This is a genomic window from Pseudomonas cucumis, assembly GCF_030687935.1.
Classification (GTDB): domain Bacteria; phylum Pseudomonadota; class Gammaproteobacteria; order Pseudomonadales; family Pseudomonadaceae; genus Aquipseudomonas; species Aquipseudomonas cucumis.
The window spans coordinates 4748012-4762306 of the sequence record NZ_CP117454.1 but is presented as its reverse complement, the minus strand read 5'-3'; the positions used below and the strand labels follow the sequence as shown (position 1 = coordinate 4762306).

Annotated in this window: 12 protein-coding genes; 8 read left to right on the top strand and 4 right to left on the bottom strand. The window is 58.6% G+C overall.

The features are described from left to right. Positions 1 to 125 precede the first annotated feature (125 nt). The 4 genes from secA to PSH97_RS21585 all read left to right on the top strand — a co-directional run bounded on the left by secA (position 126) and on the right by PSH97_RS21585 (position 5956). Positions 126 to 2861, top strand: a complete 2736-nt coding sequence (gene secA, locus PSH97_RS21600; protein WP_305446624.1) for a preprotein translocase subunit SecA — start codon at positions 126 to 128, stop codon at positions 2859 to 2861. Positions 2862 to 2996: 135 nt separating this feature from the next. Then, on the top strand, positions 2997 to 4214 hold the full coding sequence (gene argJ, locus PSH97_RS21595) for a bifunctional glutamate N-acetyltransferase/amino-acid acetyltransferase ArgJ (RefSeq protein WP_008015216.1): 1218 nt from the start codon (positions 2997 to 2999) through the stop codon (positions 4212 to 4214). Between the two features lie 162 nt (positions 4215 to 4376). Beyond that, positions 4377 to 5009 carry a glutathione S-transferase family protein gene (locus PSH97_RS21590; protein WP_305446623.1) on the top strand — a complete coding sequence of 211 codons (633 nt, stop codon included), beginning with the start codon at positions 4377 to 4379 and terminating at the stop codon, positions 5007 to 5009. Continuing rightward, entirely contained in the window at positions 5006 to 5956 is a 951-nt protein-coding gene (locus PSH97_RS21585; RefSeq protein ID WP_305446622.1) for a Nudix family hydrolase, read from the top strand. Before PSH97_RS21590 ends, PSH97_RS21585 begins: the two co-directional genes overlap by 4 nt. Before the next feature lie 121 nt (positions 5957 to 6077). On the opposite strand, the gene PSH97_RS21580 is transcribed toward PSH97_RS21585, so the two are convergent. The 3 genes from PSH97_RS21580 to PSH97_RS21570 are packed head-to-tail and all read right to left on the bottom strand — an operon-like array spanning position 6078 to position 9661. After that, entirely contained in the window at positions 6078 to 6659 is a 582-nt protein-coding gene (locus tag PSH97_RS21580) for a cob(I)yrinic acid a,c-diamide adenosyltransferase (protein WP_305446621.1), read from the bottom strand. Positions 6660 to 6661: 2 nt separating this feature from the next. Then, positions 6662 to 8698 carry a sensor histidine kinase gene (locus PSH97_RS21575; RefSeq protein WP_305446620.1) on the bottom strand — a complete coding sequence of 679 codons (2037 nt, stop codon included), beginning with the start codon at positions 8696 to 8698 and terminating at the stop codon, positions 6662 to 6664. A 45-nt stretch (positions 8699 to 8743) separates the two neighbouring features. Further along, complete coding sequence (locus PSH97_RS21570) at positions 8744 to 9661, bottom strand: putative 2-dehydropantoate 2-reductase (RefSeq protein WP_305446619.1); 918 nt, start codon at positions 9659 to 9661, stop codon at positions 8744 to 8746. Positions 9662 to 9801: 140 nt separating this feature from the next. On the opposite strand from PSH97_RS21570, the gene PSH97_RS21565 reads away from it, so the two are divergent. Both PSH97_RS21565 and PSH97_RS21560 read left to right on the top strand, forming a co-directional pair. Next, positions 9802 to 10287, top strand: coding sequence for a YajQ family cyclic di-GMP-binding protein (locus PSH97_RS21565; RefSeq protein ID WP_305446618.1), 486 nt, complete (start codon positions 9802 to 9804; stop codon positions 10285 to 10287). Positions 10288 to 10425: 138 nt separating this feature from the next. After that, positions 10426 to 11268, top strand: a complete 843-nt coding sequence (locus PSH97_RS21560; RefSeq protein WP_305446617.1) for a mechanosensitive ion channel family protein — start codon at positions 10426 to 10428, stop codon at positions 11266 to 11268. Positions 11269 to 11433: 165 nt separating this feature from the next. On the opposite strand, the gene PSH97_RS21555 is transcribed toward PSH97_RS21560, so the two are convergent. After that, complete coding sequence (locus PSH97_RS21555; RefSeq protein ID WP_305446616.1) at positions 11434 to 12702, bottom strand: OprD family porin; 1269 nt, start codon at positions 12700 to 12702, stop codon at positions 11434 to 11436. An 898-nt stretch (positions 12703 to 13600) separates the two neighbouring features. Here PSH97_RS21555 and PSH97_RS21550 point away from each other — a divergent pair. Together PSH97_RS21550 and PSH97_RS21545 are read left to right on the top strand one after the other, a co-directional pair. Continuing rightward, the gene (locus PSH97_RS21550; RefSeq protein ID WP_032830486.1) at positions 13601 to 14026 is read left to right on the top strand and encodes an HIT family protein; all 426 of its coding nucleotides are present in this window, start codon (positions 13601 to 13603) and stop codon (positions 14024 to 14026) included. 3 nt (positions 14027 to 14029) lie between these two features. Beyond that, a complete protein-coding gene (locus tag PSH97_RS21545; RefSeq protein WP_052964287.1) occupies positions 14030 to 14236 on the top strand; it encodes a SlyX family protein in 207 nt (68 codons plus the stop codon). Positions 14237 to 14295 lie beyond the last annotated feature (59 nt).

Sequence of the window (14295 nt, the reverse complement as noted above, 5' to 3'; positions counted from 1 at the left end):
GGAACAACGCCACTTTCCTCACCATCGTTTCCGGGTAGAATGCTCGTTCGCATGCGGCCATGAGGGCTGCACGGGCGACTCACGGGGCCGCCCTCCATCCCTTTAGTGTGGAAGATCCTGCCGATATGTTTGCGCCTTTGTTAAAGAAACTTTTTGGAAGCAAGAACGAGCGTGAAGTCAAACGCATGCTCAAGACGGTGCAGCTCGTCAATGCCTTCGAAGAGCAAATGGTAGCCCTTTCGGACGATCAATTGCGTGCCAAGACCGACGAGTTCAAGGCCCGCCTCGCCAAAGGGGAAACCCTCGACAAACTGCTGCCAGAAGCCTTTGCGGTCGCCCGCGAAGCCGGTAAGCGTGTCATGGGTATGCGCCACTTCGATGTCCAGCTGATCGGCGGCATGACCTTGCATGAAGGCATGATCGCGGAAATGCGTACCGGTGAAGGCAAGACCCTGGTGGCAACACTGGGCGTTTACCTCAACGCGCTGTCCGGCAAGGGCGTGCACGTTGTGACGGTGAACGACTACCTGGCCCGTCGTGACGCCAACTGGATGCGTCCGCTTTACGAATTCCTCGGCATGACGGTCGGCGTGGTCACCCCATTCCAGCCGCCGGAAGAGAAGCGCGCCGCTTACGCCGCCGACATCACCTACGGCACCAACAACGAATTCGGTTTCGACTACCTGCGCGACAACATGGCGTTCAGCATGGAAGAAAAATTCCAGCGCGAACTCAATTTTGCCGTGATCGACGAAGTCGACTCCATCCTCATCGACGAAGCCCGTACCCCGCTGATCATCTCTGGTCAGGCCGAGGACAGCTCCAAGCTGTACATCGAGATCAACAAACTGATCCCGCAGCTGGAATTGCACGTTGAAGAAGTCGAAGGCGAAGTCACCAAGGCTGGCCACTACACCGTGGACGAGAAGACCCGTCAGGTCGAACTCAACGAAGCCGGTCACCAGTTCATCGAAGACATGCTGACCCGCGTCGGCCTGCTGGCTGAAGGCGAGAGCCTGTATTCGGCGCACAACCTCGGTCTGCTGACCCACGTTTATGCCGGCCTGCGCGCGCACAAACTGTTCAATCGCAACGTCGAATACATCGTGCAGGACGGTCAGGTCGTGCTGGTCGACGAACATACCGGCCGTACCATGCCGGGGCGCCGTTTGTCCGAAGGCCTGCACCAGGCCATCGAAGCCAAGGAAAACCTGAACATCCAGGCCGAGAGCCAGACCCTGGCGTCGACCACGTTCCAGAACTACTTCCGTCTGTACAACAAGCTGTCCGGCATGACCGGTACCGCGGACACCGAAGCGTTCGAATTCCACCAGATCTATGGCCTGCAGGTCATGGTCATCCCGCCGAACAAACCGTTGGCGCGTAAAGACTACAACGACCTGGTGTTCCTGACCGCCGAAGAGAAATACGCGGCGATCATCAACGACATCAAGGAGTGCATGACTCAGGGCCGTCCGGTGCTGGTGGGTACCGCCACCATCGAAACGTCCGAGCACATGTCCAGCCTGCTCGTGAAGGAAGGCATCGAACACAAGGTTCTGAACGCCAAGTTCCACGAAAAAGAAGCCGAAATCATCGCTCAGGCCGGTCGTCCGGGCGCGCTGACCATCGCCACCAACATGGCCGGTCGTGGTACCGACATCCTGTTGGGCGGTAACTGGGAAGTGGAAGTGGCTTCGCTGGAAAACCCGACCCCTGAGCAGATTGCCCAGATCAAGGCCGACTGGCAGAAACGTCACCAGCAAGTGCTGGAGTCGGGTGGCTTGCAGGTGATCGCTTCCGAGCGTCACGAATCGCGCCGTATCGACAACCAGTTGCGCGGTCGCGCCGGTCGTCAGGGCGACGCCGGTTCCAGCCGTTTCTACCTGTCGCTGGAAGACAGCCTGATGCGCATCTTCGCCTCTGACCGGGTGAAGAACTTCATGAAGGCGCTGGGCATGCAGTCCGGTGAAGCGATCGAGCACCGCATGGTGACCAACGCCATCGAGAAGGCTCAGCGCAAGGTTGAAGGCCGTAACTTCGACATTCGTAAACAACTGCTCGAGTTCGACGACGTCAACAACGAACAACGTAAAGTGATCTATCACATGCGTAACAGTTTGTTGGCCGCCGACAACATTGGCGAAACCATCGCCGATTTCCGCCAGGACGTGCTCAACGCAACCGTCAGCGCGCACATTCCGCCGCAGTCGCTGCCAGAGCAGTGGGACGTGGCCGGTCTGGAAGCGGCGTTGCAGAGCGACTTCGGTGTGGCGCTGCCGATCCAGCAATGGCTCGACGAAGACGATCACCTGTATGAAGAAACCCTGCGCGAGAAGCTGATGAACGAGCTGATCGCCGCGTACAACGAGAAAGAAGACCAGGCCGGTGCCGAAGCACTGCGCACCTTCGAGAAGCAAATCGTTCTGCGCGTACTGGACGACCTGTGGAAAGACCACCTGTCGACCATGGATCACTTGCGTCACGGCATTCACTTGCGTGGTTATGCGCAGAAGAACCCGAAGCAGGAATACAAGCGCGAGTCCTTCACCTTGTTCTCCGAGTTGCTGGATTCGATCAAACGCGATTCGATCCGCGTGCTGTCGCACGTTCAGGTTCGCCGCGAAGATCCGATCGAAGAAGAAGCTCGCCTGCGCCAGGAAGCCGAGGCACTGGCTGCGCGCATGCAGTTCCAGCACGACGAAGCCCCTGGCCTGGAGCACCCGGAAGTGTTGGGTGAAGAGGTCGATGTAGCCCTCGCCACCGCACCGGTGCGCAACGAGCAGAAGCTGGGCCGTAACGAGCTGTGCTACTGCGGTTCGGGCAAGAAGTACAAGCATTGCCACGGGCAGATCCAGTAAACCCGTTTCATACGCTGAAATACCCGCGCCGCGACCGGCTTATGCCGTCGCGGCGTTTTGCCATTTAAACCACCGCGCCACGTTAAAAGAACGGGGAAATGACGGTGCAGACACTACTTTTTAAGGAGCGCATTCATGGCTGTTGGTCTTGGTCCTTTGCCCACGTTGCACCCGGTTGCCGGTTTTGAACTCGGTATCGCCTCGGCCGGCATCAAGCGCCCGGGGCGCAAGGATGTCGTGGTCATGCGCTGTGCCGAAGGCTCCACAGTGGCGGGCGTGTTCACCCTGAACGCCTTTTGCGCCGCGCCTGTTATCCTGGCCAAGCAACGCGTGCAAGGCCCGGTGCGTTACCTGCTGACCAACACCGGCAATGCCAACGCCGGCACCGGCGAACCAGGCCTGGCGGCCGCCGAGCGCACCTGCGCCAAACTGGCTGAGCTGACTGGCGTCGATGCAAGCCTGGTGCTGCCGTACTCCACCGGTGTGATCGGTGAGCCGCTGCCGGTCGAAAAAATCGAAGGCGCGCTGCAAGCCGCCCTCGACGATCTGTCGGTGAATAACTGGGAAGCCGCCGCCACCGGCATCATGACCACAGACACCCTGCCCAAGGGTGCCAGCCGCCAGTTCCAGCATGACGGCGTGACCATCACCGTCACCGGTATCAGCAAAGGTGCGGGCATGATCCGCCCGAACATGGCGACCATGCTCGGCTATATCGCCACCGACGCCAAAGTCTCCCGCGATGTGCTGCAAAACCTGCTGCTGGATGGCGCCAACAAGTCGTTCAACCGCATCACCATCGACGGCGACACCTCGACCAACGACTGCTGCATGCTGATCGCCACCGGTCAGGCAGCACTGCCGGAAATTACCGAGGCCAGCGGTCCGCTGTTCGCTTTGCTCAAACAAGCGGTGTTCGAAGTCTGCATGGACGTGGCCCAGGCCATCGTGCGCGATGGTGAAGGCGCGACCAAGTTTGTCACTGTGGAAGTCAACGGCGGCGGCAACCACCAGGAGTGCCTGGACGTCGGTTACACCGTGGCTCACTCGCCGCTGATCAAGACCGCGTTGTTCGCCTCCGACCCGAACTGGGGCCGCATTCTGGCCGCCGTGGGCCGTGCCGGCGTACCGAACCTGGACGTGAGCAAGATTGACGTATTCCTCGGTGACGTGTGCATCGCCAGCCGCGGCGCTCGCTCTGCCACCTACACCGAAGCCCAGGGCGCGGCGGTGATGCAGCAGGAAGAAATCACCATCCGCATCGAACTGGGTCGCGGCGATTGCAGCGAAACCATCTGGACCACTGACCTGTCCCACGAGTACGTGAAGATCAACGCTGAGTACCGTACTTAAGACTGCGTCGACCCTATCGCGGGCAAGCCCGTTCCCACAGGTTCAGTGCTGTGCACAAGTTTTGTGTTCACGCCGATCACTGTGGGAGCGGGCTTGCCCGCGATGACGGACGGCCAGACACTAAAAAATCTGGCCTGTTCCACTTACCAAAAGGTCCCGAACATGAGCCTCCACCTGATCATCGGCGACAAACTGTATTCCTCCTGGTCCCTGCGCGCCGCCCTGGCCCTTGACCTGACCGGCGAGCCCTACACCGAAGAACTGATCAAGCTGAACCAGCCGGACACTCGCGAGCGCCTGCTCAAGCATTCGCCGACCGGGAAAGTCCCGCTGCTGAAAACCGAACACGGCACCATCGCCGATTCCCTGGCGATTGCCGAGTACCTGGCCGAACAATTCCCCGACGCCGGCCTCTGGCCCAAAGACACTGCCGCCCGTGCTCAGGCGCGTTCGGCGTGCGCGCAGATGCACAGCGGTTTTTTCGCCATGCGCGGCAACATGCCGTTCGACCTGAGCCACGATGCGCCACTGTCGCCGACCCCGCCTGAGGTTCAGGCTGAAATCCAGTGCATGCTAGCGTTGTGGGCTGAATGTCGTGCCGTCGCGACTGAAACCGGTCCGTTCCTGTTTGGCGGTGCGACCCTGGCCGATGCGTTTTTTGCACCGATCGCCGTACGCCTGCGCACCTATCAGGTAAAACTGCCCGAGGCCGACGCGGCCTATGTCGAAACCATCTACCAATGGCCGGCCTTCAAGGCTTGGCGGAAGGCGGGTCTGGAGGAAATAGAGCGGTGAAACGAGTCCATGTAGCAGCCGCGGTTATTCGCGATAGCAACGGCAAAATCCTCATTGCCCGCCGTGCCGACACCCAGCATCAGGGCGGTTTGTGGGAGTTCCCCGGTGGCAAGGTCGAGGATGACGAATCCGTCGAAACGGCCCTGGCTCGCGAGCTTCACGAAGAGCTGGGCATCGTGGTCACTACTGCGCGACCGATGATCAAAGTCCGCCACGACTACCCGGACAAACAGGTGTTGCTGGATGTCTGGGAAGTCTCGGCGTTTACCGGCGACCCCCATGGCGCCGAAGGTCAGCCTTTGGCCTGGGTGACCGCGCGGGAACTGGTGGACTACGACTTCCCGGCCGCCAACCAGCCGATCGTCGCCGCTGCCCGCTTGCCCGGCGACTACCTGATCACCCCGGAGGGCCTGGAAACCCCGGCCTTGCTGCGCGGTATCCAGAAAGCCATCGCTGGCGGCATCAAGCTGATTCAGTTGCGCGCGCCCAATGGCTACGACCCGCAATACCGCGATCTGGCGGTGGACGCGGCGGGGCTGTGTGCCGGCAAGGCGCAGTTGATGATCAAGGGACCATTTGAATGGCTGGGGGACTTTCCGTCCGCTGGGTGGCACATCACGTCGGCACAGTTGCGCAAGTACGCGGCGGCCGGGCGTCCGCTACCGGCTTCGCGCTGGTTGGCGGCGTCTTGTCACAACGCTGAAGAACTGGCGCTGGCCGAGCAGATGGGCGTGGACTTTGTGACCCTGTCGCCGGTGCAGCCGACCCAGACGCACCCGGATGCGCTGCCATTGGGTTGGGAGCAGGCTTCGACTTTGATCGAGGGCTTCAGCAAGCCGGTGTTTTTGCTCGGTGGGGTGGGGCCGGCGGAGCGGCAAAAAGCCTGGGAAGCGGGGGCGCAGGGTGTGGCGGGGATTCGGGCGTTTTGGCCGGATTCTTCGGTGTAGCTGCTGGCCTCATCGCGGGCAAGCCCGCTCCCACAGTGGTTCGTAGTGGACACAGATTTGTGTACGACGCTGATCCCTGTGGGAGCGGGCTTGCCCGCGATGGCGTCTTCGGACGCGCCGACTAAACCTCGGGCTTGGCCGCAGGCTGCCACAAAATCTCGGCAATCCCCTGACGCTTGGCAATCAACCGTGCCGCCACAAACAACAAATCCGATAACCGATTGATATACGCCAGCCCAACCCCGGCCAGCGGCTCAATCGCATTCAACTGCTGACAGCGTCGCTCGGCACTGCGTGCCAGGCAACGGCATACGTGGGCCTGGGCAATCAGTGCCGAGCCGCCGGGCAGAATGAAGTTTTCCAGCGGCCCCAACTCTTCATTCCACACATCAATCGCCGCTTCCAGCCGTTCGATTTCTTCCGTGTTCAGTGCCTGATAAACCGGCATCGCCAGTTCGCCACCCAAGTCGAACAACCGATGCTGGCAGGGCGCCAACACCTCGATCACTTCGTTCAACCCCGGATACGTATCACTTTGCGCCGCCAACCCCGCCAACAGCACGCCCACCTGGCTGTTCAGCGTATCGACTTCGCCAATGGCCTCGATGCGCGGATGGTCCTTGGGCACGCGGCGGCCATCGCCGAGCCCGGTTTCGCCTTTGTCGCCAGTGCGGGTGTAAATCTTCGACAAGCGAAAGCCCATGGTTACCTCGACAGCTGATTGAGTTCTTGAGAAACCACCGGAGTACCCGACAACGGCAGGCGCAAGGTGAAACAGGTACCTTGGCCCGGCGTCGATTGCACTTCCATCTGGCCTTTGTGGTTGTTGGTGATGATGAAGTACGAGACCGACAGTCCAAGACCGGTGCCCTGACCGATTTCCTTGGTGGTGAAGAACGGCTCGAACGTGCGTTTGCGCACGTTCTCGCTCATGCCGATGCCGTTGTCCTCGACCTGAATTTCCGCCCAGGGCGGATTCAGTTTTGTACGCAGAATGATCCGCCCCGGTTCGCGGTCGTCGGTACGCTGATGAATGGCTTGCGCGGCGTTTTTCAGCAAGTTGAGCAGCACCTGTTCCAGTTCGTTGGCGGTGCCGGGCACCGGGCCCAGTGCCGGATCGAACTGCCGAATGATCGCCTGACCCTTGAAGTCGAAGCCGATGGCCAGGTCGAAGTCGTTGCCGGCGATTTCCACCGCTTGATCGATCAACGCCGGCAAATCGCAGGGAGCCATCTGTCGGGTACTGCGGCGGCTGAAGCTGAGCATGTGGGTCACGATTTTGGCCGCTCGGGCGCCGGCCTGTTGAATGCCATCGAGCAGCTTCGGCACTTCGCGAGCTTTCAAGTACTGGTTGACCGTTTCCAGCTCAATACCGAGTTGTTCGGCTTGTTCGAGGTTTTTCGGCAGATCGGGTGACAGGCGCCGACGAATGTTCTGCACGTTGTGCAAGATTGCGCCCAGTGGATTATTGATCTCGTGGGCCATGCCAGCGGCGAGGCCACCGACCGAGAGCATTTTCTCCGACTGCACCATCATTTCTTCCAGGGACAGACGCTGAGTGATGTCGTCGATCCGGATCACCACGCCGCGCCCGGCACCGCCCATCAACGGATAAAACGTCAGGGCGTAATGCCGGGGCTCGTCGTCCTTGAGCCAGGTAACACGTTCGATCTTCGCCACCGTGTGCTGCTCGACGGTTTGCCTGAGTTGCGGCAGGAATGGCTTGAGCGGTTCGAAGGCAAGGAAGATCGGTTGGTTCAAGGCTTCGTCCAGGCGCGTGCCGGACAAAGCGCTGGCTTCCTGATTCCATTGGGTCACGTAGAGCTGCTCGTCGAGGGCGATCAGGGCCGACGGCATGGAGTCGATGATGCTGTTGAGGTAATTCTGGAATCCGGTGAGCTTCTTTTCGATCTTGCTGCGCACCTGAACTTCCAGTTCCAGCTTGCGGTTGGTGTGGCGGGTTTCTTCGGCCAGCCCCTGGGCTTGATCGTAAGCGGCTTGGGAATCGTCGCGGGCGCGCTTGAGCTGCTGCTCACGGGCTTCGATGCGCGAGAGCATGGTGTTGAACGCTTCGGCGAGGCTACCGATTTCGTCGTGGTTGCCGCGGGAGGCGCGCAGGGCATAGTTCTCTTCCCGGGTGACTTGCCGGGACAACTCTTCGAGCTGATGGATCGGCCGGGTAATCAGCCGTTTGATCTGCCGGGCGATCACCAGCCACAACAGCACACTGAAAATCAGAATCCCCAAGCTGGCGGTCAGGGTCCCGGTGTAGAACGCCATCGGCAACTCGCTGCTGGCCACCAGCAGCAAATGCCCAGGCGCAGTGCCGGGGCGGGGCAGGGTGATCACTTGGTTGCTGCGAAACTCCGTGGCTTGCCAAGCCTCGAGGTGCCGGTAATGCTCCGGGAGGTCCAGCTTGTCGCCGTGTTGCAATTGGGCCAGACGCACCCCCTTACCGTCATAGAGCGCTGCTGCCCGCAGCGGTGTGTAGCTGCTGAGTTCGTTGAGCAGGCGCTCGGCGGTTTGCGGCGACTTCAGGGCTTCGGAGATCAGGCTGGGGTTGGACACCAGTCGGCCGATGGTCTGCAAGGCCTGGGGGGCCATGCTTTCCTGGGAGATGTAATAGGCGGCGCTGATAAAGGTCAGGTTGGCGACCAGCAAAACGGTGGTCAACAGCACCAGCAGGGCGGCCAGCAGTTTCTGGCCGACTGGAAGGTTTTCAAGGCGCTGGCGCAATGGCATCAGGTTTATCGCTGAAAAGGAACAAGTGGCCAGCGTAGCCGCTGCTCAGTCGCTGGGCAATCCAAGGCTGCGCAGATGAGCGATCAGGCGCTGCTGCAATTGATTGAGGTGGGGCAGGTTCAGCTGATGCCGCGACGCGACTTTGCAGGCATGGCCCAACAGGTAACTGATTTCAGTGCGGCGCTGATTCGCGACGTCCTGGTACATCGAGGAAAAATTGGCGGCAGTGGCCTGGATCACCCGTTCGACTTCCTTCTGGAGGTTTTGCGCCGCTGCCGGCTGGCCGCAGTGTTCCAGCAGCTCGGTGAGCTCGGCGCAAAGGGTGGCGACTTCGCAATGATGCTGCTGCAAACCACCGTTGCGGCATTCGTGCAGCACGGTCAGCGGGTTGATCGCACAATTGAGCGCCAGTTTTCGCCACAGCCTTGTGAGAATGTCCGTGCTCCACTCATGGGGAATACCGGCGGCGCCCAAGTCCTCCAGCCAGATCGGCGCCACCGGGTGGCCGGCATCCCCCAGCCAGGTGTAGCCATGACCGGCGAACACCACACGCCAGTCGCCATCGCGAAATGCCCCTTCGGTGCTGGAGGCGAAGATGCAGCGCGCCTGAGGCACCTGCGCGGCAACCGCGTCCTGACTGCCGAGGCCGTTCTGCAGCAGGATCAGTTCGGCGTCGGGTGTTAGCCGGTGAGCGAGCCGGGCGACGGCTTCTTCGGCGTCGTAGGCTTTGCAGGCCACCAGCAGGCGGCGGATCGGCTCGTCGCTGTCGGCTGTTTCGCCGGGCACCGGATACAGCTGCGCTTCGCCGTGTTCGACCAGCGTCAAACCGCCCGCCGCTTGATAGGCCTGCAAGCGTGTCGCGTCCCGCACGATCAGCCTGACCGGCACATCCGCCCGCGCCAGACGCGTGGCCCAAAGGGTGCCGAGGCTGCCAGCGCCCAGAATATGCCAAGGGATAGACATCAGCTTTTTGCTCGGTTTGACGCTGGCATGTGAGGCTCGCAGTATCGGTTGGAAAAGACCCGTTATAATGAGCCCGATTTTAACCGCAAGCCAAGCGCGCTCCATCGTTATCGAGCGTGCCTTTTTATTGGAGAGATTACATGCCGTCGTTCGACGTGGTATCCGAACTGGACAAACACGAAGTCACCAACGCGGTCGAGAACGCCGTCAAGGAACTCGATCGTCGTTATGACCTGAAAGGCAAGGGCAGCTTCGAGTTCAAGGAAAAAGACCTGACCGTCAACCTGACCGCGGAAGCTGATTTCCAGCTCGAAGCGATGATCGAGATCCTCAAGCTGTCCCTGGTCAAGCGCAAGATCGATGTGCAGTGCCTTGAAGTCAAGGATGCCTACGCGTCGGGCAAGCTGATGAAACAGGAAGCGGTCCTCAAGGAAGGCATCGACAAGGAGCTGGCGAAGAAAATCGTCGCTCACGTCAAAGACGCCAAGCTCAAGGTTCAGGCCTCTATTCAGGGCGAGCAAGTGCGCATCACCGGCAAGAAGCGTGATGACTTGCAAGAAGCAATTGCCGCTCTGCGCGCCAAATCCTTCGATATGCCGCTGCAGTTCAATAACTTCCGCGACTGACTTTTCAAGCGGGAACCTCTCGGCGTTTTCGACGTCCGAGGCCCAAGCAACGGCAGAAACGATTGAATCCCTCATGGGTTCGGTCTTTCTGCCGCTCATTTTTTGCGTGCCGGGTAGCCGGAAATCAGGAGAGAGAAGATGGATTTGAATGCTGAAGTGGACAACCTGGTCAAGGCATCCCAAGCCTGGGTTCCGATGATCATGGAGTACGGCAGCCGCGTGCTGCTGGCGGTGATTACCCTGGCCATCGGCTGGTGGCTGATCAACAAGGTCACGCAAAAACTCGGCGGCCTGCTGGCGTTGCGTAATGCCGACCTGGCGCTGCAAGGTTTCATCAGCAGCCTGGCGAACATCATCCTCAAGGTTCTGCTGATCGTCAGCGTAGCGTCGATGATCGGCGTAGAAACCACCTCGTTCGTTGCGGCCATTGGTGCTGCCGGCCTGGCAATCGGCCTGGCGTTGCAGGGCAGCCTGGCGAACTTCGCCGGCGGCGTGCTGATTCTGTTGTTCCGCCCGTTCCGCATCGGTGACTGGATCGAAGCCCAAGGTGTTGCCGGTACTGTCGACAGCATTCAGATCTTTCACACTGTGCTGCGTACCGGTGATAACAAAACCATCATCGTGCCTAACGGCAATCTGTCGAACGGCATCATCACCAACACCAATCGTCAACCGACCCGTAAGGTCGTGTTTGATGTAGGCGTGGCTTACGAGGCGGACTTGCAGAAGGCCCGTGAAGTATTGCTGGGCCTGGCCAAGGACCCGCGTGTATTGACTGATCCGGCACCGGAAGCGGTGATTTCCATGTTGGGTGACAGTTCGATCACTGTTTCCCTGCGCGTGTGGGTGAAAACTGCCGATTATTGGAATGTGATGTTCATGTTTAACGAGCAATCGCGTGATCGTTTGAAGACTGCCGGCATCGATATTCCGTTTCCGCAGCGGGTTATTCGAATGGTTCAGGAAACTGTGCCGCAATAACGTCTCAGTTGTGACTTGAAGGTTCGGTCAGTTTTGTATTGTTAGGTTGCTATCTAACTAACAACATCAAAGATTGTATGAAACCAGACACAAAAAAACGCTCACCTGAATCAGGTGAGCGTTTTTTTTTTTGCTGTGTTGTGTAGCTGTCGAACTAGCGCTGAATTACAAGATGCTCAGCGGGTATTCGATGATCAGGCGGGTGTCAACTTTGTCGCTATCGTACGCGGAGTTTGCACGATAGACCGCGTTACGTACGCGGAAAGACAGGTCCTTGGCTGGACCGCTTTGCAGAACATATTTGGTCTCGAAGTCCCATTCGTGTTCTTTGGCTTCGCCATCATCGGTGGAGATGTTGTCACCGGTGATGTAGCGGGTCATGAAGCTCAGGCCAGGAACGCCGTAGCTCTTCATGTTCAGGTCGTAGCGAGCCTGCCAGGAGCGTTCGTCTTGACCGTTGAAGTCGGAGTATTGAACGGAGTTGGCGAGGAAGATTGTGCCGCCGCCATCAACGCCGTAAACATAACCGGTGTCACCGGTAGAACGCTGGTGAGCCAGGGTGAATTTATGTGCACCAAGGCTATAGGCCGCTGCGAGGGACCAGATGCGGTTGTCAACGTCACCGCTCAGCTCTTGACCCTGGCTCTTGGAGCGATAGCCGTTGAAGTCGAAGTTCAAGGACTGGTCGTCATTGATTGGCAGGGTGTAGTTGGCGTTGATGTATTGCTTCTTGAAGTGGTCTTCAACATCGGAAGCAGCTACGCCAGCTACAAAATTGTCGGTGAACTGGTAGGTTGCACCGGCAATATCAGCGGACTTCAGACCAAGGCTGTCGTGGCCCATTTGGTTCTGCGCCCGCATTGCGGTGAAATGACCACCGCTCAATTCAAGACCTTTGATTTCTTTACTGGTGATCAAAGTACCGGTAGCGACTTCTGGCAGCAAACGGCTGTCGTCTGTAGAGAAGACAGGGCTGGCAACGTATTGGTTACCGTGTTTCAGAACAGTGTCGGACAGACGGAATTTGACCGCGCCGCCAGCGTTGGATTGGGTGTCTTCTGGCGTGCCGTCGCTGTCCTTGCCGAACATACCGTTACCGGTACGGCCCGGACCGCTGTCCAGTTTGACCATGCCATTGGCCAGGGCGTCCAAACCGAAACCAACAGTACCTTGGGTAAAGCCCGACTCATAAACAGCCTGGACGCCCAGGCCGGTTTCTTCGCGGTAGCCTTTGATACGTTCTTTATTAGCGGTGCTCTGGTTGTTGGAGGCACCGTTCTTGAAGTCGCGATTCATGTACAGAATGCGGCTTTTGACAGTCAGGCTCTGATCTTCAAAAAAGCCCTTGGATTCCTCTTGAGAAGACGCCATTGCGAACTGCGAGGTACTAGCCGAAACAGCCAGTGCGATCATGCTCCACTTCATCACGCGCATCGTGATTTGCTCCTTTGGTTTTTAGAAGAGTACTGCCGTCCCGCCTGTTTTATTATCCGGGCGGCTCTTTCTTTTTGTGTCGGCGCAAACTTATATCACGCCGACCATGTTGGCGATACTTGCGCATCTAACCTTTCAGCTTCTTTACGACCCTGTCGCAAATGGCTGGGTAGATGTCGCAAATTCACAATCCCGACGCAATCGGACTGACAACTTCAGCGTTGTTTTCCATAGCTTGAGCATCGGTAAAAAAGAGTCCCTGGTCCTGCACTTGAATCTCCATCGGGCAATCCTGCCACTGTTTTTATTGGCCTTAAGGCTTCCACTTCCAGCGGACGCCTTATAGACGATATAGGTGTGAATGCAACAAGCGTGCACAAATCGGAATTCTGTTGCTGTTTTTTTCCAAAGGCCTGCCTGCTGCTGTAAAAAACCCATAAAACCGGGGGTTCAAGCTCGTTTTTCTTGAGCTTGACGCCATGCTTCGCATCGTGGTTACCACATCGAACCTGTGGGGGCGACAACCAAAAACGTTACCGGTTCACCCCGCCAGTGAGTAGTTAGCGGATGCTGACGCACTGAGCGTAGACGCGTTGTGCGGTTTTGGTGCAAAAAATTTCAATTGCTGTACCGGATTCACATAGTGTCGCTTTGTCGTGGGTTCGAACGGCCCGTTGTTTATCGGTCATTTCGGCATTTTTTGTGTGGCGGCTGGTTCTGTCATGGTGCATGCCGGATCAAAATGGCTCATGTCGGGGCGCCCGGAGGGCGCAGCAGGCGGCAGTTCGTCGTGAAGCGCTTGGCATTCGCAGGTATGCTGCCGTCCTGTCGCTTGGTGCAGCCGTCTTTTGGTATGGGCGCTAAGCTGAAAAAAGATGACCAGAGGGGAGTGCGCGCTGTGTTCGCTTTAGATCCACGACTTCAACAAGACACGTTGCCGATCGGCGATTTCCCGCTCTGTCGGTTGCTGTTGTCCAATGATTCGAACTACCCATGGTTCATCCTCGTGCCACGCCGCGAGGATATCAGTGAGATATTTCAGTTAGATGTCGCAGATCAACAGCAGCTGTGGCAGGAAACGACCGCGCTGGCGGAAATGCTCAAGGATTCGTTCGATGCGGACAAATTGAACGTCGCGGCCTTGGGTAATGTCGTCAGTCAGTTGCACATGCATGTGATTGTGCGCAAGCGTGAGGACGCCGCCTGGCCAGCTCCGGTCTGGGGCAAGCAGCCGGCCAAACCCTATAGTCCAGAGCAGATCGCGACGATTCGCGAACGGCTGCGTCTGGTGTTGACCGATGACTTCACGTTTCTGGAGGGTTGAGTCATGAGCCTGGAAGAACGCGTTACCGATCTGGAAAGCCAGTTGGCGTTTCAGGATGACACCATCCAGACGTTGAATGATGTGCTGGCGGCGCAGCAACATGTGGTTGAGCGCCTGCAACTGCAAATGGCGGCCCTGATCAAGCGGCAGGAGGAAATGGTCGGCCAGTTCGACTCTTTCGAAGAGGAAGCGCCACCGCCGCATTATTGAGCTACATAGTGAAAAAGAGGCCATAAAAAAACCGCGAACAGCCTGGGCTGTTCGCGGTT

Bases quoted from the DNA above. Each gene is read 5' to 3' on its own strand.
- PSH97_RS21545 (WP_052964287.1), top strand. From the start codon at position 14,030: ATGAGCCTGGAAGAACGCGTTACCGATCTGGAAAGCCAGTTGGCGTTT.
- PSH97_RS21560 (WP_305446617.1), top strand. From the start codon at position 10,426: ATGGATTTGAATGCTGAAGTGGACAACCTGGTCAAGGCATCCCAAGCC.
- PSH97_RS21575 (WP_305446620.1), bottom strand. From the start codon at position 8,698: ATGCCATTGCGCCAGCGCCTTGAAAACCTTCCAGTCGGCCAGAAACTG.
- PSH97_RS21570 (WP_305446619.1), bottom strand. From the start codon at position 9,661: ATGTCTATCCCTTGGCATATTCTGGGCGCTGGCAGCCTCGGCACCCTT.
- secA (WP_305446624.1), top strand. From the start codon at position 126: ATGTTTGCGCCTTTGTTAAAGAAACTTTTTGGAAGCAAGAACGAGCGT.
- PSH97_RS21590 (WP_305446623.1), top strand. From the start codon at position 4,377: ATGAGCCTCCACCTGATCATCGGCGACAAACTGTATTCCTCCTGGTCC.
- PSH97_RS21580 (WP_305446621.1), bottom strand. From the start codon at position 6,659: ATGGGCTTTCGCTTGTCGAAGATTTACACCCGCACTGGCGACAAAGGC.
- PSH97_RS21555 (WP_305446616.1), bottom strand. From the start codon at position 12,702: ATGCGCGTGATGAAGTGGAGCATGATCGCACTGGCTGTTTCGGCTAGT.
- argJ (WP_008015216.1), top strand. From the start codon at position 2,997: ATGGCTGTTGGTCTTGGTCCTTTGCCCACGTTGCACCCGGTTGCCGGT.
- PSH97_RS21565 (WP_305446618.1), top strand. From the start codon at position 9,802: ATGCCGTCGTTCGACGTGGTATCCGAACTGGACAAACACGAAGTCACC.